Source organism: Oceanobacillus jordanicus (assembly GCF_022095695.1).
GTDB classification, from domain to species: Bacteria; Bacillota; Bacilli; order Bacillales; family Amphibacillaceae; genus Oceanobacillus_B; species Oceanobacillus_B jordanicus.
The window spans coordinates 104,117-122,150 of the sequence record NZ_JAIFZM010000006.1; the positions used below are offsets into that span (position 1 = coordinate 104,117).

At 41.2% G+C, this 18,034-nt stretch carries 17 protein-coding genes and 2 other annotated features; of the genes, 4 read left to right on the forward strand and 13 right to left on the reverse strand.

All coding sequences use genetic code 11. The features are described 5' to 3' along the window. Positions 1 to 24: 24 nt before the first annotated feature. The 7 genes from trpA to trpE are packed head-to-tail and all read right to left on the reverse strand — an operon-like array spanning position 25 to position 6,409. Positions 25 to 816 carry a tryptophan synthase subunit alpha gene (gene trpA / locus K3T81_RS08885; protein ID WP_238019458.1) on the reverse strand — a complete coding sequence of 264 codons (792 nt, stop codon included), beginning with the start codon at positions 814 to 816 and terminating at the stop codon, positions 25 to 27. Beyond that, positions 817 to 2,013 carry a tryptophan synthase subunit beta gene (gene trpB / locus K3T81_RS08890; RefSeq protein ID WP_238019459.1) on the reverse strand — a complete coding sequence of 399 codons (1,197 nt, stop codon included), beginning with the start codon at positions 2,011 to 2,013 and terminating at the stop codon, positions 817 to 819. After that, the gene (locus K3T81_RS08895) at positions 2,010 to 2,624 is read right to left on the reverse strand and encodes a phosphoribosylanthranilate isomerase (RefSeq protein ID WP_238019460.1); all 615 of its coding nucleotides are present in this window, start codon (positions 2,622 to 2,624) and stop codon (positions 2,010 to 2,012) included. Before K3T81_RS08895 ends, trpB begins: the two co-directional genes overlap by 4 nt. Further along, entirely contained in the window at positions 2,614 to 3,411 is a 798-nt protein-coding gene (gene trpC / locus K3T81_RS08900) for an indole-3-glycerol phosphate synthase TrpC (RefSeq protein ID WP_238019462.1), read from the reverse strand. The genes K3T81_RS08895 and trpC overlap by 11 nt, the downstream gene beginning before the upstream one ends. Continuing rightward, positions 3,408 to 4,436: an anthranilate phosphoribosyltransferase gene (trpD, locus tag K3T81_RS08905; protein WP_238019464.1), complete on the reverse strand. Its 1,029-nt coding sequence runs from the start codon at positions 4,434 to 4,436 to the stop codon at positions 3,408 to 3,410. The genes trpC and trpD overlap by 4 nt, the downstream gene beginning before the upstream one ends. Beyond that, positions 4,408 to 5,019, reverse strand: coding sequence for an anthranilate synthase component II (locus K3T81_RS08910; RefSeq protein WP_238019466.1), 612 nt, complete (start codon positions 5,017 to 5,019; stop codon positions 4,408 to 4,410). The genes trpD and K3T81_RS08910 overlap by 29 nt, the downstream gene beginning before the upstream one ends. Continuing rightward, the gene (gene trpE / locus K3T81_RS08915; RefSeq protein WP_238019468.1) at positions 5,000 to 6,409 is read right to left on the reverse strand and encodes an anthranilate synthase component I; all 1,410 of its coding nucleotides are present in this window, start codon (positions 6,407 to 6,409) and stop codon (positions 5,000 to 5,002) included. Before trpE ends, K3T81_RS08910 begins: the two co-directional genes overlap by 20 nt. A 71-nt stretch (positions 6,410 to 6,480) precedes the next feature. Beyond that, positions 6,481 to 6,747 (reverse strand) — a binding site (T-box leader). Between the two features lie 38 nt (positions 6,748 to 6,785). Further along, positions 6,786 to 7,033: a binding site (T-box leader), on the reverse strand. Positions 7,034 to 7,180: 147 nt separating this feature from the next. Here trpE and ddlA point away from each other — a divergent pair. After that, complete coding sequence (gene ddlA, locus K3T81_RS08920) at positions 7,181 to 8,278, forward strand: D-alanine--D-alanine ligase (RefSeq protein ID WP_238019470.1); 1,098 nt, start codon at positions 7,181 to 7,183, stop codon at positions 8,276 to 8,278. A 98-nt stretch (positions 8,279 to 8,376) separates the two neighbouring features. On the opposite strand, the gene K3T81_RS19650 is transcribed toward ddlA, so the two are convergent. Then, the gene (locus K3T81_RS19650) at positions 8,377 to 8,799 is read right to left on the reverse strand and encodes a UPF0715 family protein (RefSeq protein WP_420830812.1); all 423 of its coding nucleotides are present in this window, start codon (positions 8,797 to 8,799) and stop codon (positions 8,377 to 8,379) included. Between the two features lie 87 nt (positions 8,800 to 8,886). Next, complete coding sequence (locus K3T81_RS08925) at positions 8,887 to 9,447, reverse strand: nitroreductase family protein (protein WP_238019472.1); 561 nt, start codon at positions 9,445 to 9,447, stop codon at positions 8,887 to 8,889. Positions 9,448 to 9,788: 341 nt separating this feature from the next. On the opposite strand from K3T81_RS08925, the gene K3T81_RS08930 reads away from it, so the two are divergent. Further along, positions 9,789 to 10,826 (forward strand): PTS sugar transporter subunit IIC, encoded by a 1,038-nt coding sequence (locus K3T81_RS08930; RefSeq protein ID WP_238019474.1) that lies wholly within the window; start codon positions 9,789 to 9,791, stop codon positions 10,824 to 10,826. 78 nt (positions 10,827 to 10,904) lie between these two features. On the opposite strand, the gene K3T81_RS08935 is transcribed toward K3T81_RS08930, so the two are convergent. Genes K3T81_RS08935 through K3T81_RS08945 form a run of 3 tightly spaced genes read right to left on the reverse strand, consistent with a single transcriptional unit; the run spans position 10,905 to position 14,478 of the window. Further along, a complete protein-coding gene (locus K3T81_RS08935) occupies positions 10,905 to 12,803 on the reverse strand; it encodes a PTS fructose transporter subunit IIABC (RefSeq protein ID WP_238019476.1) in 1,899 nt (632 codons plus the stop codon). A gap of 5 nt (positions 12,804 to 12,808) precedes the next feature. After that, the gene (pfkB, locus tag K3T81_RS08940; RefSeq protein ID WP_238019478.1) at positions 12,809 to 13,729 is read right to left on the reverse strand and encodes a 1-phosphofructokinase; all 921 of its coding nucleotides are present in this window, start codon (positions 13,727 to 13,729) and stop codon (positions 12,809 to 12,811) included. Then, positions 13,726 to 14,478: a DeoR/GlpR family DNA-binding transcription regulator gene (locus K3T81_RS08945; protein ID WP_106895628.1), complete on the reverse strand. Its 753-nt coding sequence runs from the start codon at positions 14,476 to 14,478 to the stop codon at positions 13,726 to 13,728. Before K3T81_RS08945 ends, pfkB begins: the two co-directional genes overlap by 4 nt. Positions 14,479 to 14,907: 429 nt before the next feature. Here K3T81_RS08945 and K3T81_RS08950 point away from each other — a divergent pair, with 429 nt between their 5' ends. Then, positions 14,908 to 15,441 carry an HD domain-containing protein gene (locus tag K3T81_RS08950; RefSeq protein ID WP_106895629.1) on the forward strand — a complete coding sequence of 178 codons (534 nt, stop codon included), beginning with the start codon at positions 14,908 to 14,910 and terminating at the stop codon, positions 15,439 to 15,441. A gap of 164 nt (positions 15,442 to 15,605) precedes the next feature. Here the strand turns inward: K3T81_RS08950 and K3T81_RS08955 are convergent, their stop codons facing one another. Next, the gene (locus K3T81_RS08955) at positions 15,606 to 16,628 is read right to left on the reverse strand and encodes a D-alanyl-D-alanine carboxypeptidase family protein (protein ID WP_106895630.1); all 1,023 of its coding nucleotides are present in this window, start codon (positions 16,626 to 16,628) and stop codon (positions 15,606 to 15,608) included. Positions 16,629 to 16,835: 207 nt separating this feature from the next. Between K3T81_RS08955 and K3T81_RS08960 the strand changes: the two genes are divergently transcribed. Continuing rightward, positions 16,836 to 18,017 carry an MFS transporter gene (locus K3T81_RS08960; protein ID WP_106895631.1) on the forward strand — a complete coding sequence of 394 codons (1,182 nt, stop codon included), beginning with the start codon at positions 16,836 to 16,838 and terminating at the stop codon, positions 18,015 to 18,017. Positions 18,018 to 18,034 lie beyond the last annotated feature (17 nt).

Here is an 18,034-nt window from a genome sequence, read left to right on the forward strand (position 1 = left end):
CAAAGAAGGAACAGATATTTAACCTTAGCCAATTATTGCTGGATGTGTGGTATCTTGAATCAGTTGTTGAATCTTTTCAGTATCTCCACGATGAAAAAACTCAACGATGGTACTACCGACAATAACGCCATCACAATAGCTACTTAAAGTCTGAGCCTGTTCTGGAGTGGATACACCAAAACCGGCCAGAACAGGAACGGAACTGTTTGATTTAAGCATTTCCAAGTAAGCTTTTACCTCATCGCCATATGCTTCACGTGCTCCTGTCGTACCTGTGACTGCTACGGCATATAAGAAGCCCTCCGATCTCTCGGCAATTTCTATTAGTCTATCTTTTGTACTTGTTAAAGCTGCCAATCTAATAAAGGCTAGCGATTCGCTTTGCAGTTCATCTGCTATAAACTTCTCCTCCTCGATTGGTATGTCTGGTACGATAACACCATCAACCCCAGCGATGGCACAATCCTGTGCAAAGGAGGCTAATCCGTAACGATAAACAGGATTTACATATGTCATCAAAATGATGGGAACCTTCCGTTCATCTTTAAATGCCTGTAATGCTTTTAAGACGCCAGAAAGAGTCGTGCCATTCTCCAAAGCCCGCTTTCCTGCTGCTTGAATGGTAGGGCCGTCAGCGACAGGGTCAGAAAACGGGATGCCTATTTCAATAGCTGCGACTCCGCAATCTTGTAGAAAGAGAACACGTTCTTTTAACACTTCTAAGCCACCATCACCTGCCATAATATAAGGTACGAAAAGGTTATCCCCTTTAGATTGCTTTTGCTTAAAATAGTTTTCCATGTTGGCTTTTCCCATTTACTTTCCCTCCAGTGTGTTTTTTACTTGCTCCACATCTTTATCACCGCGCCCGGAAAGACATATCACAATTTTTTCCTTTGGATCCATTTTTGTTGCAAGCTTCAGGGCATAGGCAACGGCATGCGCGCTTTCAAGTGCTGGTATAATCCCTTCTGTTCTTGATAAAATCTGAAAAGCTTCTAGTGCCTCTTCATCTGTAATCGAGGTGTAGCTCACGCGCTTTAATGCGTGCAAATGACTATGCTCAGGGCCAACACCAGGATAATCTAGACCGGCCGAGATAGAAAAGGCTTCTTCAATTTGTCCGTGGTCGTCTTGAAGTAGGTGTGTCATCGTGCCATGAAGAATGCCAATACTCCCACTTGATAGGGTGGCAGCATGCTGCTTCGTCTCAATGCCAGCTCCGCCAGCCTCTACGCCGTAAAGCTTCACTTCATTATCCTCGATAAATGGGTAAAACATTCCCATCGCATTACTTCCACCACCTACACAGGCAATGACTGCATCAGGAAGGGATCCAGTTTGTTCCACTATTTGCTGTTTGGTTTCTTTTCCAATGACTGATTGCAAATCGCGCACAATTTGTGGGAAAGGGTGTGGACCAACAACGGAACCGAGGATATAGTGTGTATCCTCTACATTATTTACCCAATAGCGTAAGGCTTCATTGACAGCATCCTTTAGGGTACCGCTTCCCTGTGATACACTGCGAACCTCTGCCCCGAGCAGCTCCATCCGAAACACGTTTAGTTTTTGCCTGCGTATATCTTCTTCTCCCATAAACACAATACAATCAAGATCCAATAAGGCACATACAGTAGCGGTGGCCACCCCGTGCTGACCAGCACCTGTTTCTGCGACAACCTTCTGTTTCCCCATCCGTTTTGTCAGCAGGGCCTGGCCAATTGTATTATTAATCTTATGGGCGCCAGTATGATTTAGATCCTCTCGCTTTAAATAAATCTGCGCACCAGACAACTTTTGCGTTAAGTGCTCGGCAAAGTACAGAGGTGTTTCTCTGCCAATATATTGTTTCAAGTAGTAGTCCAAGCTTTCTTGGAATGCAGGATCCAGTTTTGCTTTTTCGTAGACAGTTTCTAATTCAAGTAGCGCAGGCATTAACAATTCGGGTACAAACCTTCCTCCAAAATTACCATATCTTCCATTTTTGTCAGGTGCCGTATAGGTTGTCATTTAATCGCTTCCTTCCGTTTAGCAATCATAATAAATTTCATTATCTTCTCACTATCCTTTTTTCCAAGTGTTTCAACACCACTCGAGACATCGACGCCGAGCGGATTTGCCTCTTGTATCGCCTGTGATACGTTTTCAGATGTCAATCCTCCAGCAAGTAGAAAGTTGTTGGGCTTAAATGCTAGATCTTTAATAAGGCTCCAGTCAAAAGATTTGCCATTACCTCCACGGTATCTTCCTACAGGACTGTCCAATAAGTAATAATCGCAAGGGTAGTCTTTCATCTCTTCCACGTTGCCATCTCCTACAGAAAAAGCTTTTATGATTGGGTAAGATAGTTCTCTAGCAAGAGAAGCTGGTTCATCTCCATGTAGTTGAATGTAATCAAGGTTTACTTCCTCAGCAATCTGCTCCATCTTCTCTTTTGTTTCATTTACAAATACGCCAACTTTCTTAATGGTAGGGGGGAGGTGAGTTCCAATCTCAGCAGCAACCTTTGGATTAACTCTTCGTTTACTGTCTGCGAAAACAAATCCGATAAAGTCTGCTCCCGCCTTTACCGCAGCCTCTGCAGCTTGATCTGTCTGGATTCCACAAATTTTAACGAGCATTTTCTTTACTCCCTTCTATTATTTTCGGGACTCGTAATGCTTGAAAAGTTCCTTTTAGATCTTTAGAGCGCATCAATGTCTCCCCAACCAGAATGGCCCTCGCGCCAGCCGTGGCAGCCAATTGGGCATCTGCGCTTGTTTTTATCCCACTTTCACTAACCAAAATGGATGTTGGTCTAGCAAGTCTAGCTAATTTTTCCGTTGTATGGAGATCTACTTCAAAGGTTTTTAGATTTCGATTATTAATTCCGATTAAATCAGGATTAAGTTTGTTGGCTATCTCCATCTCTTTTTCATCATGTACCTCACAGAGCACCTCAAGATCAAGTTTTTTGGCATAGTCATAAAGCGCATTTAGCTGTTGTTCATGCAATGCTGCTACGATAAGCAGGATGATACTAGCTCCAGCTGCTTTTGCCTGGTCAATTTGTACAGGATGTATGATGAAATCCTTGCACAATACTGGAAGATTCACAGCATTGCTTACCGCCTGAAGGTCCTCCATGGAACCATTGAAGAACGTCTTATCTGTCAGGACAGAGATAGCTGCTGCACCATAAGCTTCATATTGCTTCGCTTGAGTGACTGGATCTACTGTCAGGGAGATAGCTCCTTTTGAAGGAGAAGATCGCTTTATTTCCGCAATAACACCAAGCAGATTAGAAGTAATAAGCGCTTCGCTTAAGGGTGTTACTTTCTTTCTAGAATGCTCTTGATCAAACGTTTGATTTAGCAATGAAATTACTTCTTTTTCCTTTTGCGCCACTATTTTTCTTAATATTGTCATGAGACCACCTCACCGATCAGTTTTCTGCTGTAGCTGACCAAATTTTCTAGTCGCTCCAGAGCGGCTCCTGATTGAATACTTTCTCTTGCAAGCTCCACAGACTCACGAATTGTTCCGGCAGCCCCGTTTGCATAAAGGCCTAAACCAGCGTTTAGTAAAACCGTATCTAAATAAGGCCCAGGTATTCCCCGTAAAACTTGTTGGGTTATTTCCGCGTTATCTGCAGCACTCCCACCTTGTATTTTTTCATTTGGCACCACAGGCAGGCCTACCTCTTCGGGGTGAAGGGTGAATGATGTTACATTCCCTTCTTCAAGCAGGACGAGATGGTTTTCGCCTGCAAGAGAAGCTTCATCCATATAGCCTGCGCCGTTAACGACAAGTGCTCTGCGGCGCCCAAGTTTCTTCAAAGCTTCTGCCAACATGGGTAACATATCTCTTCGGTAGACTCCAAGCAGCTGTGTATCAAGCTGAACTGGATTTGTTAGTGGTCCAATCAAATTAAATACAGTAGGGAGACCAAGATCTTTACGAACTTTTGAGAAAGGCTTCAATCCAGCGTGAACATGTGGGGCAAATAGAAAAGCAATGTTGTTTTCCGTAAGCATTTCTTCTACATGTTCCTTGGAAAAAGAGAGAGAAACCCCTAAATGTTCCAGGACATCGGCACTGCCTGTTTTACTGGATATACTCCGGTTCCCATGCTTGGCGACAGGGATACCAGCTCCTGCGATAACAAAAGCAGCTGTTGTACTAATGTTAAAGCTATTAGACTGATCCCCACCAGTGCCGCAATTGTCCATTACGTTAGCAATACGCGTTCCGTTAAATGTAGAGTGACTACGAATCACTTCTACCATTCCGGCTATTTCCTCTGGCGTTTCCCCTTTTACTCGTAATGCTGTTAGAAAGGAGGCAATCTCAGCCTCTGACACACTCCCATTTATGCATGAGGTCATCACCACTTGTATTTCTTCTGTTGTTAAATTTTCTTGGTTAATTAGTTTCTCTAGATATTGTTTCATAGGAAAACTCCTCTCTTATATCCTCTAAAAAATTGCGAATCACATTTCTTCCTTCCGTTGTACCAATCGATTCAGGATGGAATTGCACGCCATATAGAGGGAGGCTTTGATGCTTTATTGCCATGATCTCGCCATCCTCCAATGACTCTGCCGTAATTTCGAATGCATGGGGCAATGTGTTTTTTTCCACCACATAGGAGTGGTAGCGCATTACCTCAAGTGGCTGACTTAAATTACGGAAAAGCCCGGAGTTTTGGTGGGTTATAAGTGATGTCTTGCCGTGCTTCATTTGTTTAGCCTTTCTTAAAGAGCCTCCAAGCGCTTCAGCAATCGCCTGATGTCCAAGGCAAATCCCAAGGATCGGTATCTTTTGGTGAAAATAAGAAACAAGTTCAAGACAAATACCAGATGCAGCGGGAAGGCCAGGACCAGGAGAGAGGATAATGGCTTTTGGAGCTAAATGTTCCACTTCTTGAATGCTAATCGCATCATTTCGATACACCTGCACTTCCTCACCTTCTTCAGAAACGTATTGATAAATGTTATACGTAAAGGAATCATAGTTATCTAGTAACAGGATCAACGTTGGCCACCTCCATAAGTGATTTTGCTTTGTTTAAAGTCTCCGCATATTCGTTTTCCGGAAGGGAATCATGTACAATTCCTGCACCTGTCTGCAAGTAGGCAATCTCATTTTTTATGACAAGGGACCTGATAGCTAATGCAATGTTGATGTCTTGGTTAAAGCCAATATAACCAATACCCCCTGCATAGACGCCTCGTTTTGTATCTTCCAATTGATTAATAATTTGCATGGCGCGAATTTTAGGTGCACCGGAAACTGTGCCTGCTGGTAAGCAAGAGATCAGAGCATCAATGCTAGATAAACTCGCCTTCAATGTTCCTTTTACTTCGGAAACAATATGCATGACATGCTGGTATCTTTCAATTTTCATAAAGGTAGGAAGAGAAATACTACCAATTTCACAAACACGACCAAGGTCGTTTCTGCCAAGATCAAGGAGCATACGATGTTCGGCAATTTCCTTCTCATCATGCAGGAGATCATTCACCAATTCCTCATCCTCTTCTTGTGTTGCACCTCTTGGCCTTGTGCCTGCTATCGGATTTGTCAGAATTTCTTTTCCATTAGTCTGTATCAAGCTTTCTGGAGAAGCACCTAGCAAGATGTAATCCTCAAAATCAATATAAAACATATAAGGTGACGGATTAGCCTTTCGTAGCTTACGATAATAAGAGAAAGGATCACTTTTCATATGGGCTTTCATTCGTTGGGATAACACGACCTGAAATATGTCCCCCTGCTCATTGTATTGTTTAGCGATTCTCACCCTTTCTTCAAAAATAGCCTGTGAGATTTCTGGCTGAAAGCTGATGGGTTTGTTGTCAATGCCTTGATCTGGAAAGGGTTCACTTAATGTTTTCTTTAAGTTTTCCAGCCGAGAGTGTAACGTTTGCTCTGATTCTTGGTCTGGATTCATAGCAATCAAATAGATTTCTTCATTTCGATGATCAAACGCAATGATTGTCTTAAAGAGCATAAGATGAATGTCCGGCATTTCCAACTGATCTTGCAGGGCTTCTCCTATTGCTTCAAATTGTCGGATAGCATCATACCCGATATAGCCTATCGCTCCACCTTGAAAAGGGACAGGTAGGTCTGCTTCTAGCGGGGGAAGATTCTCCTTCAAGTACGCTAGAGCTTCTTGGGAATATTTCTCGTCCCGGCAACCTTCCTTTTTGACTAGCGTCACATTATCATGGCCGATAATCTCTTTGTAAGGGTTACAGGCAATGTAAGAGTATCTTCCTTTCGTTTCATGTTTGAAGGAGCTTTCTAAAAGTACTTTCTTGGCCCCAGGCAATCGCTGGAAAGTAGAAATAGGTGTTAAAATATCAGCATTTATTTTTAAAAACTTGTAATGAACATACTGTTTCACTGGGCTTTTCAATGTCATTCATCTCCTTTACTTTTAAATACCAAACCATAAAAAAACCCCCTACAAACGCAAATACTGCGTTTATAGAGGACGATTGTGACCGCGGTGCCACCTCTCTTGAAAAGAGAATCTTTCTCTTTTCATCTTGTTCAGATACGGAAGCCCAGAACTTATGGGGATCGATATCCTATCCGTGTAACGGCGGAACTCCGTGTTTTCCTACTTATAAAAACATGTTCAGAAAACCTCTTTGTAAGTCCATTCAGCATACCTATTCGTACTGGATCCCACCAATTCCAGCTCTCTGAAACGACTTTAGTATACCTACTTCTCTTACATAAACGATTTTAGATATTTAATTTTTTCCAAACAAAAAGGCCCCACATCCGAAAAGGACGAGGGACCGTGGTACCACCTTTATTAGCTGAAATACAGCTCACTTTAGCAACATCGGGCATGCATTGCCCAATATTCGTCTCGTGTAACGATGAGACCTGTTCGCCAAAGCCTACTGCATACTGGTTCGGTTTGGAAGCTCAGAAGCCCATTCACCTAAATGTCCACACTGATTCTCACCAACCATCAGCTCTCTGCAAGTGTCTAAACTAGGTTACTATTCTTCTTCAACGCTAATTAGATTAAGTTGATTGAAAATAATGATAAAGGCTTTGCGAATAAAAGTCAAGGATTTTTTCGTGGGATTTTTCTGTATTAACCTTCTAGTTCTCCCAAGCATTCTTATGGTATGGTAAAAATATATTTCAATGGAAGGATGTTAGATGGATGGGGAAGAAGAAGGTTGGAATTATTTTTGGAGGCAAATCCGCAGAGCACGAAGTATCCTTGCAATCTGCTAAAAATATAGTGGATGCTATAAATAAAGAGTTATTTGATGTCGTCTTAGTTGGTATAGATAAAAAAGGAGAATGGCATATAAACGATGCTTCATCCTATTTATTGAATGAAGAGAACCCTAAATTAATAGAGTTAAATAAATCAAATGATGCAGTTGCGGTAGTGCCAGGAAAAGGAAATGACCAGCTAGTAAAAGCAGGTGATGCTACTCCGATAGAACAGCTTGATGTAATCTTTCCGATTGTACACGGAACATTAGGTGAGGATGGAAGTTTGCAAGGTATGCTGAGAATGGCTAACCTCCCATATGTTGGGCCAAATGTTCTATCTTCGGCAGTATGCATGGATAAGGGGATTGCAAAAATAGTACTTCAAGAAGCAGGAGTGGAAGTAGCCAAAGGGTTCTCCTTTAATCGGGCGAAGAAAGACACCATCTCTTTTGAAAAGATAGAAGAGGCCTTAGGTACACCCGTTTTTATTAAACCTGCAAACCAGGGATCTTCTGTAGGGGTGACCAAGGCTACCACAAAAGAAGAGTTTATAGCTGGAGTAGAGGAAGCCTTTCAATACGATCATAAAATTATCATTGAAGAAATGATTAATGGTCGGGAAATTGAATGTGCAGTATTAGGAAATGCTATACCTAAAGCATCTGAACTTGGTGAGATACTCCCTCAAAATGATTTCTATTCGTATGAATCCAAATATATTGATGAAAAGGGCGCAGAGCTTTCCATTCCAGCAAGGCTTGAAGAGGAGAAGGCAGCAGAAATAAAAGCTACTGCCATACAGGCATTTCAAGCGTTGCAGTGTGAAGGTCTGGCAAGGGTAGATTTCTTTTTAACACCAGAGGGAAGAATCATTGTAAACGAGGTAAACACTTTGCCAGGATTTACGAAGATTAGCATGTATCCTAAATTGTGGGAAATAAGTGGTCTGGAATACACAGATCTTATTACAACATTAATTGACTTGGCAATGGAGCGTTATGAAGAAGATCAACAGTTGAAAAGTACGGTGTGGTAATAAGAATTAATATGTAACGACCTAAAATGTTAAATTTCTAAAAAACTATAAGAATTTTAGTGGGGTTTGTAACCATTTTCCATTTATGAATAGTTCCACTATATTCTCTTATCCTTTAAAAGGGTGGAGTCTAGTAACCAAAAAACAATAGAATGAAATGAAGAGATTAAAAACACTTGAGTTAGATCAGGATTACCATATATTAAGAATAATAGTATGGTTACTAGGAAGGCCACTGAAAAATAAATAAGAAGCTGTTTAATAGAAAATAGTTTAGGTCTTTTTCTTAACCATATTTGAATTGGTACTGCAAAAATCAGAAAACATAAGAAATAAATGATAAAAATAATGATAAATCCGATATAACTAAAATGGGGATATAAAAGCATAAAGTAAAATAAACTTGCTAAAACGGAGGAGCACGTTAAGCAAATGAATACTAGTGCAATAATGTTTAACACCACCTCTGTGAGCAATTGATTTACCAAATAAATATCGAGTGATAAGTATAAAAATGGCACCAATTAGAGAGGGTTGTACCCTAAATTTATGGTGCCATTTAATGCATCAACATGTTATAAAGTTGATTTCTTATAAGCTCTTTAATGTTAGCCTTCATATCGAGTGAATTTTTCAGTGATTGGTAGTCGTTCTTTTAAGGCAGGTTGTTCATCAAAATAGCCTAAATGAACAAAGCCAACGATTTTTTCTTCATCGCCTATATTTAAAATTTCTTTTACTTTCGGGTCATAAATGTGAGGGTTAGTCTTCCAAACGGCCCCAAGCTGTCTTTCCCATGCAAGTAACCAAAAGTTTTGGATCATAGAAGCTACTGCGCCGTAGTTCTCCTCCCATTGCTTCGGTATTTCTGGTTCATCCATCACTACGACGAGAATAGCATTTGGTTCGTTGAGGTAATCCTCACGATTTTGTTGTCGTTCCTCAGGATAGGTAGAAGCGATCTTTTTGGCAAAAGTCCCTAATTTTTCAGGTCCAACAAAAATAAAACGCCATGGTTGACGCATACCGTGAGTTGGTGCCCAGACTGCATCCTCTAGTAAGTCCAAGATAACTTCTTCTGTTACTGCTTTATCATTATAGCCCTTTTTTACTGACCGACGCTCCCGGATAGCCTTTGCCAGTGCAGTTTTTTTGCCTGTCGTATTCATCTTATGCCTCCTGGTCATGCGTATGCATAATTGATAATAGTTTTCACTTAAATTGTATCGGAATAAATAGGTAAAAGCAACTGCCCTTCTTTTTTGCACATTAGGAAAGTATAAAATTTTAGCTAGGAAGCAATTACGATGCAGTTAAAATTTTAATGTTCCAAGTATAAGAAAAACGTATACATTCGCTAAAAGACGAGCGAATGCGAGTTTTTCTAAGCTACAGACAGAAAAAAGGCTTGATAAATACGTGGGCCCCCGTAATAATAAGAAGAGGGAAAGGGCTTTCTAGTTCATTAAATGTGATTTATTTCACATAAGCTAGCGAAAGGGGTGGAAAAATGAAAGCATTTCTTAATAAAAAAGAGGTTTCTCTATCCGTAAAGGAGTACCTCATTACGGCGTTAAGCTACATGGCATTGGGATTATTTTCATCTTTAATTATTGGACTTATTATGAAGACACTTGGCGAGGAGCTCATTAGCGGCTTTTCACCAACACTAGGAGCATCCATGGCGGAAATGGGTAGCTTTTCGATGGATACGAAAATTATGGGCGGTGCGATAGGCGTCGCAATTGCTTATGGTCTCAAGGCTCCACCGCTTGTCTTGTTTTCTGTTTTATTTGCTGGAGCTTATGGAGCGGAGCTTGGTGGGCCAGCAGGAAGTTATGTTGCTGCACTACTGGCAACAGAAATTGGGAAAATAGTTTATAAGGAAACACGGGTCGATATTATTGTGACACCGTTTGTTACCATTGGTGCAGGCTTTTTAGTCGGCTCCTTTATTGGACCACCAATTAATACATTTATGCTTGGCTTTGGTGAAGTAATTAATTGGTCGACTACGCAGCAGCCTTTCATCATGGGAATATTGGTAGCGGTGCTAATGGGTTTTGCTTTAACAGCACCAATCTCGTCTGCAGCTATTGCCATTATGCTATCCCTAGATGGATTAGCGGCAGGGGCAGCTACAATTGGCTGTGCTGCACATATGATTGGATTTGCAACCGCAAGTTATAGAGAAAATGGTTTTGGTGGTTTTATCGCCCAAGGAATCGGTACTTCTATGCTCCAGGTCGGGAATATTCTTAGAAAGCCGATCATTTTGGTTCCGCCGACCATTGCGGCGATCGTTTTAGCACCGTTAGCCACAGTATGGCTACAACTGACAAACAATGCTTCTGGAGCAGGAATGGGGACAAGTGGTTTGGTTGGACAAATCATGACATTTGAATCAATGGGCTTTTCAACAGGGGTTTTCTGGAGTGTCTTGCTGTTACACTTTATTGCGCCTGCGCTTATCAGTCTGCTCATTTCGGAGTTATTGCGAAAGAAAGGGTTGATCAAGCAGGGTGATATGAAAATTACTTATGAGTAGGCGAGTGTCAAAGAAAAACGAACTAGCTACATAAAAGAGGTGCCTATACGTCTCTAAAGACGGGAGGCACCTCTTTGTTTAAACTATTCTCTTCTTAAGTACACCTGCTAGTAATGCTGCTACAACAGCACCTATTATAATAGCAAGTGCATAGAGCAAGCCTTTTGCTAATCCACCTTCAACAAGGCCGATTACGAAAATTCCGCCGTGTGGGGCACGAAGTCCAATATCGAATAGCATCGTTAAACCACCAGTTACAGCACCACCTGCCATAACAGATGGGATAACACGAGCCGGATCAGCTGCTGCAAATGGAATAACACCTTCTGTAATAAAGCAGGCGCCTAACACGTAAGCTGTTTTCCCGGCTTCACGTTCTGTTTTGGTAAACTTGTTCTTAAACAAGGTTGTGGCGATGGCCATTCCTAATGGAGGGACCATTCCAGCTGCCATTACGGTTGCGATAAACGTATAGTTACCAGCATCAAGCATGGCAATACCAAATGTATAAGCAGCTTTGTTAATTGGTCCACCAAGGTCAAAGCCCATCATCGCACCTAAAATAATACCGACAAGCACTTGATTTGTTCCACCCATTCCCTCTAGGAAGGAAGATATACCAGTGTACACCTGAGTAAGTGGAGGGTTAATCAGCATCATAATGATTCCGGTTATGGCGATACTAAATAACGGGAAGAATAAAACGGGCTTTAAGCCTTCTAAAGCATTAGGCAATCTAGAGAATGCCTTTTTAACAAATAGTGTTACATAACCAGCAAGGAAACCTGCGATTAAACCACCAAGGAAGCCAGACCCACCATCCGCGCCATCAGCTCCTGACACTGTGATTGCAATCAGACCACCGACCATACCAGGTGCAAATCCTGGACGCTCGGCAATACTTGAGGCGATAAATCCGGCAAGAACTGGTACCATTAAGAAGAATGCTTTTCCTCCACCAATGGTATTTAACATTGCTGCGAATGCATTATAGCTATCACTGTCTGGGTCGGTTGCTTCAATTCCCCAGAAGAAGGACAGGGCAATTAAGATACCACCACCAACTACGAATGGTAGCATATTGGATACACCATTCATTAAATGCTTGTAAAAACCGCTTTTACCACCTTTTTCTGCTGATTCATCTTTTCCGCCCTCATGTTTGTACACAGGAGCATCTTGTTCAGCAGCTCGTGTTAGCAAGCTGTTAGATTCATGAAGTGCTTTTCCAACAGGTGTTTGAATCACATGCTTCCCATCAAAACGAGCCATTTCTACTTTTGTATCAGCAGCGACAATGATTGCGTCAGCTTCTGCTATTTCTTCCTCTGTTAGACGGTTTTTAACACCACTTGAACCATTTGTTTCTACTTTGATGTTAATTCCCATTTCTTTTGCTGTCTCGTTAAGCTTTTCAGCAGCCATATACGTATGCGCAATTCCGGTAGGGCATGCAGTTACAGCAAGGATCTTTTTCGAATCTGCTGGTGCATCCGTTACAGGCTCTTCAGGTTCGTCTAGCTCTGCTTCTTTCTGGTTAACCGCTTCTAGAATATGATCGACAGATGTCGCTTCATAAATTTTAGTTCGAAACTTTTCATCCATTAAAAAGGTAGACAAGCGGGAAAGTGCCTCGAGATGTGCATTATTTGCCCCATCTGTTGCTGCGATCATAAAGAAAAGGTGAGCAGGCTGTCCATCCAAAGAATCGTAATCAATTCCATCTGTAGAACGTCCGAAAGCAATTGCTGGCTCCTTAACTGCTGCTGATTTAGCGTGAGGGATGGCAATACCTTCCCCGATTCCTGTCGTGCTCTGTTCTTCTCTACCTAGTATTCCTTCTGTGAATTTCTGTTTGTCCTGTAACTTCCCAGCTCGATTTAGCTGGTCAATAAGTTCGGTTAGGACATTTTCCTTTGTATTTGCCTGCAAATCAAGAATGATGGTTTCTTGTTTCAGCAATTCTGTTATTTTCATGTCAGTCACATCCATTCTAATGTTTCTATTTTGACTTCATCCACTAACCGGATAACATCTTTCTTCTCACATAAATCCGTTGTAAAGGCCGTAGCGCTTCCTGTTGCTACACCGTATTGAAAAGCAGCGCTTGTATCATGGTTCATTACATAGGAGGCTAGGAAACCGGAAACGAGCGAATCCCCTGCCCCAACTGTATTTATTGCTTGTCCCTTTGGAGCAGTTGCGGCCAGTACCTGCTTCTCACTAACTAATATGGCACCCTCACTACCCAGGGAAACAATGACATGCTGGATACCAGTTTCAACAAGCTTTTTAGCATAGATAATGGCATCCTGCTTAGAACGTATGGTTACATTGAAAAGCTCTCCTAGTTCATGTTCATTTGGTTTAATGAGAAAAGGTTTCTCTTGAATAAGCGCTTTTAATGCCGGGCCAGAGGTATCGAGAACAAAGGGTACATTATTTTCTCGACATGTTGCCAAAATTCTGCGGTAGTCGTCCATCTTAATGGAATTGGGTAAGCTCCCAGCAAGTACAAACCAGTCATTTGTTGAGAGCGTTTGTATCTTGGCTGTCAATTGCGCGAATTGGTCTTCCGTAATATTCGGGCCGGGGCCATTTAATTCTGATTCTGTATCAGCTTTAATTTTCACATTTATTCTTGTAATATTTTCTGTCTCTATAAAATCTGTTTGGACACCTTCCTGTTTAAGAAAGTCCATTACATAATCTCCTGTGAAACCACCAGCAAAGCCGGTCGCCGTTGTATCAATTCCAAGGCGTTGAAGGACCCTGGAAACATTAATCCCTTTTCCGCCAGGGTAGTAATAGACCTCATTCGTTCTATTCAGTTCCCCGCTTTGAAATGATGGAAGGTAAGTAGTGTAGTCAATGGATGGTGTCATGGTGCATGTGTAAATCATATGTGTATCACCTCTACTGTTTTCATTGCGTTAAATTCGCTTTTTATCTGTTCAGGTAAATTCCTTGTGATTAAAATAGCCTCATCCAAATCAAAGATTTTTGCAAAGCTAACCGTACGTAGCTTGGAATGATCTGCGAGCGCATAAGCCTTTTTTGCAAAGTTTGCTGCATGCTGTTTTACGCTTGCTTCCTCAGGATCTGGCGTTGTGTAACCGAATTTCAAATCAAAGCCGTTTACACCAAGAAAGCATTTATCAAAACGATAGTTTTTAATCGACTCTATTGCTTGTGAGCCAACAAGTGCACTAGTTTTTGCTTTTATTTTTCCACCTGTTAAATAGGCGGCTAGGTCATGCTCCATTAAACGCTCTACTAAATTAATACCATTTGTAACAACGACTATATCTTTATGTTGTAAAAAAGGAATCATCTGAAAAGTTGTAGTACCGGCATCAAGAAAAATGCAATCTCCATCTTCTACTAAAGAAGCAGCGTGCTGTGCGATTCTTTTTTTATCTTGAAGGTTTTTGGTTGATTTCTCCAAAATGCTCATTTCTCGAATTTTTTGCTCCGTCCATGTAGCGCCACCATGGATTCTTGTTAACATTTTTTTATTCTCTAAATCTGTTAAGTCACGTCGTATTGTCGATTCCGATGCGTTGGTTGCTTCAATCATTTCTTGAATAGTAACAGTCTGTTTTTCCTTGAGAAGATCAATGATTATGGATTGTCTTTCCGTTGTTAGCATAGTGGATCACTCCAGTACGATTGATTCATCCAAATTATAAAGTAAACGATTGCAAAAATCAACCAGAATCAATCAAAAACAATCAAAAATAATCAAACGGGTAAGGCGATTGTTTAAAATAGCAGAAAATAGGTAATTAATCTATTGCAAAAGCCTTTTATAAATGATATAGTCATAAAAATTTACCCCGGTGCAACCGGCCGTAAGACTCCCACTTCAAAACATGAGGTGAAACGTGATATTTAAGTGGAGTAAACGGACGTTGACACCCCGATTCGTTCAACTAACAATCAGTGGGAGGGAATGAAAACCCCCACTGATAGAAGTTTCACTTTATATAAAAAGGAAGGGTGAAGCTTGTAGCTAGCCGTTACTATATTTCGGACAACGTTATACACTTTACCAACATGTAAAAAAGGAGTGAAAGATATGAGGAAAGTCACCTTAGAAGAGGTATTCAGCCATCCTATTACGCAAAAATATCTAAAGCGTTCAGGCATCGCTCATGCAATTTCCGTAACGGAATATGCGTTTATGTTTGCCAAAAAATACAATGTCAATACAGATCACGCTACAAAGGCAGCATTATTACATGATGTGGGGCATTACACATGGTACAGGGACGGAGAATGGGATTACGACCTTTACAAGGAAAATGATATTCATGCAATAAAAGGTGCGAGTCGCGCACATAAGTTGTTGGTCAGAATTGGTGAGGATCGGTTGGCGGCGAAGGAAATTGCTGTGGCAATACTTCTCCATACAGATTCTTATCTCCCAGAAGGCGATCTGCAGCTAAAGCCACTACAGCAGGTGGTGAACATGGCGGATGAAGCCGATGAAGAGGTAGGGGGAAATCATCATTACAAGAAAATGGAAGACCACGTTGCATTGGAGCGGATTCGTAAACTAGACAGGCAAATTGACCAAGTGGAAAGAGAAAGGGTGGAGGGCATTAGTTAAGGGGCCCATTACAAACAAATCCCCTAGCCTTTCCCTACATAAATCCATTTATATTACTACGTTAAAAATAAAGATACATTCTGTTTTTTTATGGCCCCTCGTTTTAAAGGAAAACAAGTTTTCAAGTCGCAAAAAAACCTGTTCAGGTAGAACAGGCTTCATGATTATTCTTCATAATATTCTTCTAAGGTAATACCCTGTGCCATGATTTCTTTTGCTGCTTTTTCTCCGACGTAGCGGATATGCCATGGCTCAAACTGGTATTGTGTAATCTCTTCTTTCCCCTCAGGAAAACGGATAATAAAGCCGAATTCTGCTGCATTCTTTTTTAACCATTTCCCTTCATCTGTTTCACCGAAGTCTATGATTAATTGAAAATTGACATCAGGACTTGTTACGTCCATCGCGAGGCCTGATTGATGTTCACTTTCACCTGGCCTTGCACTAAAGTTATTTGCTGCCTCTTCTCCATGCTCCGCAACGTTGCTGGTAAAAATAGCGTCTTGCCTGTCATAGGAGCGAAATCCGGATTGTGCATATAAATCAAGGCCAGCTTCGTCGGCTGCTGCAAACAACTCCTCTAATTTCTCAGCAGCTATTTGGCGCATTTGTTTTTTGGGAAGCTCTTCTGTGAACGGAAATCGAACGTTTGGTGTCACTAAGTCTTCTGGTAAATAGTCAGCAGGTAACGCAAACTCTTTATTTACTAATGCAAGCTGATCATATGGATTGCTTAAAACGGGCGTGCCGTTTGTCGTAGTCGTTGTTTCAGCTTTTTCGGGTAACGCCTTTCCAGGTTGGAAGTTTGCCTCTGAACCATCTAATAAGGCACTCAGTACTTTTTGGGTAGCTTTATTATAAACTCCAGATGCCTGCAATTCTTCAAATTGAAGTTGTAAATCTGTGATGGCCCACGTAGTTGCTTCTTCGTAAACACCCTCCTCGGATAGGTTATAGCCGATTTTTCTTAGAGCATTTTGTAAGGATGTAACTTTTTCTCCTTGATCTTTCTTTTGTAGCATTTCTTTTGGTGCGGTAATCTCTTCTTTAACCTCCTGGTTATCGGCAGGGCTTTCCTGATGATTTGAAGTGGTTTCATCCTGTTGCTCCTCAGGCTCCTCCGAATTAGAGGAACAGCCGGAAATAACCGCAAGTATTGCTAGAGTTATGCTTAGTCTCTTTAACATGATGAACTCTCCCTAATTGGTTTTTCCTATTAAATACATATATTAACTCAGTCTAGTGCTTATGTGACAAAACTATCTATTATTCTCTCATATTTTAGGATAAGAGAGCAATAGAGATTTTTCCCAATGGGGTGAAAAGAGAATGGTAACATGAGAAAGTTCTGGGCATAAGCTATCGTAAAAACAGGAACAACTGGGGGTTAGCCTATGAACATTTCCCAAAAAAGGCAAACTGCTATAATAGCGACCCTCTTCTTTAGCGCCTTGATTGTTGTCTCAAGTGTTTATACGATGACACCATTGACACAAGCATTAATGGAGAGCTTTCAAATTAGCAGTACCCAAGCAGCAGGAGCAGCAAGTATTTTTTCTCTTTTTTATGCTGTTGGTTTTTTAGTGTTCGGTCCAATTGGAAGCCGCTATGGCTATAGACGCACGATGATGACAGGTTTGCTAATCCTTGGGGTGATCTCAGGAGCAAGCGGATTAGCTACGGATTACGAAGCATTGCTTTTATTTAGAGCGTTTCAAGGTTTTTTTGCCGCTTCGTTTGCTCCAAATGCATTGACCTACGTTTTTCAAATCTTCGCCGAACGACAGCGCATTACCGCTATTAGCTTTATTAGTTTTGGCTATGTGACAGCAGGGATATTCGGTCAAGTCTTTGCAACGTTGGTAGAACAATATTACGGGTGGCAAGCAATCTTTTTCTCGTTTGGCATTTTATATTTAGTTATCTGTATTACCATGCTACTAGTTTTTCCTAAAGAGCAGGGGACAGACACTACCTTTCGCTTTAAGCAGTATCCTCGTTCGGTAGGACGCCTCATTAAAAGAAAAATTCTCCTATACTGCTATGCTGTGACAAGCGTACTGCTCCTATCATTTATCGGAATGTATACGATTCTTGGAGGTCACTTGCAAAACGCGCCATATTATATGTCAGATCAACAGCTTTTATATTTACGGTCAGCAGGGTTTATTGGAATGCTTCTTTCATTTGGTTCGGGTTATTTTGTAAGGAAATTTGGTACTGCGGGAACGCTAAGAGGTAGTCTTTCCATGAGTATAGTTGGATTGGTGGGAATTGGTCTCCTTTCTGGGCCAATTATGATCACTATCATGAGTATTCTTTTTGTTGCCGGTATATCACTAACGTTTCCAGTTATTATGCTCCTAATCGGAAAATGGGGAGGTATGGAGAGAGCGGCTGCTTCATCCCTGTATGCCTTTATTCTTTTTATTGGGGCGACACTTGGCCCGATGCTAGCTATGTTCTTTTTTCAGGAGTATGGCTTTATGGTTAGCTGCTTCATGCTGGCAGGTATTCTGTGTACTGGCTCAATTTTTTCATTATTGATTCGAGAAAAAGAAGAGGCCAGGACATGATGTACGTTTGTCCCAGC

Coding starts and splice junctions, on each gene's coding strand:
- K3T81_RS08925 (WP_238019472.1), bottom strand. CDS start 9,447: ATGAATACGACAGGCAAAAAAACTGCACTGGCAAAGGCTATCCGGGAG.
- trpA (WP_238019458.1), bottom strand. CDS start 816: ATGGGAAAAGCCAACATGGAAAACTATTTTAAGCAAAAGCAATCTAAA.
- pfkB (WP_238019478.1), bottom strand. CDS start 13,729: ATGATTTACACATGCACCATGACACCATCCATTGACTACACTACTTAC.
- K3T81_RS08935 (WP_238019476.1), bottom strand. CDS start 12,803: ATGAAAATAACAGAATTGCTGAAACAAGAAACCATCATTCTTGATTTG.
- K3T81_RS08930 (WP_238019474.1), top strand. CDS start 9,789: ATGAAAGCATTTCTTAATAAAAAAGAGGTTTCTCTATCCGTAAAGGAG.
- K3T81_RS08950 (WP_106895629.1), top strand. CDS start 14,908: ATGAGGAAAGTCACCTTAGAAGAGGTATTCAGCCATCCTATTACGCAA.
- K3T81_RS08895 (WP_238019460.1), bottom strand. CDS start 2,624: ATGCTCGTTAAAATTTGTGGAATCCAGACAGATCAAGCTGCAGAGGCT.
- K3T81_RS08955 (WP_106895630.1), bottom strand. CDS start 16,628: ATGTTAAAGAGACTAAGCATAACTCTAGCAATACTTGCGGTTATTTCC.
- ddlA (WP_238019470.1), top strand. CDS start 7,181: ATGGGGAAGAAGAAGGTTGGAATTATTTTTGGAGGCAAATCCGCAGAG.
- K3T81_RS08945 (WP_106895628.1), bottom strand. CDS start 14,478: ATGCTAACAACGGAAAGACAATCCATAATCATTGATCTTCTCAAGGAA.
- trpD (WP_238019464.1), bottom strand. CDS start 4,436: ATGAAACAATATCTAGAGAAACTAATTAACCAAGAAAATTTAACAACA.
- trpB (WP_238019459.1), bottom strand. CDS start 2,013: ATGACAACCTATACGGCACCTGACAAAAATGGAAGATATGGTAATTTT.
- K3T81_RS08960 (WP_106895631.1), top strand. CDS start 16,836: ATGAACATTTCCCAAAAAAGGCAAACTGCTATAATAGCGACCCTCTTC.
- trpC (WP_238019462.1), bottom strand. CDS start 3,411: ATGACAATATTAAGAAAAATAGTGGCGCAAAAGGAAAAAGAAGTAATT.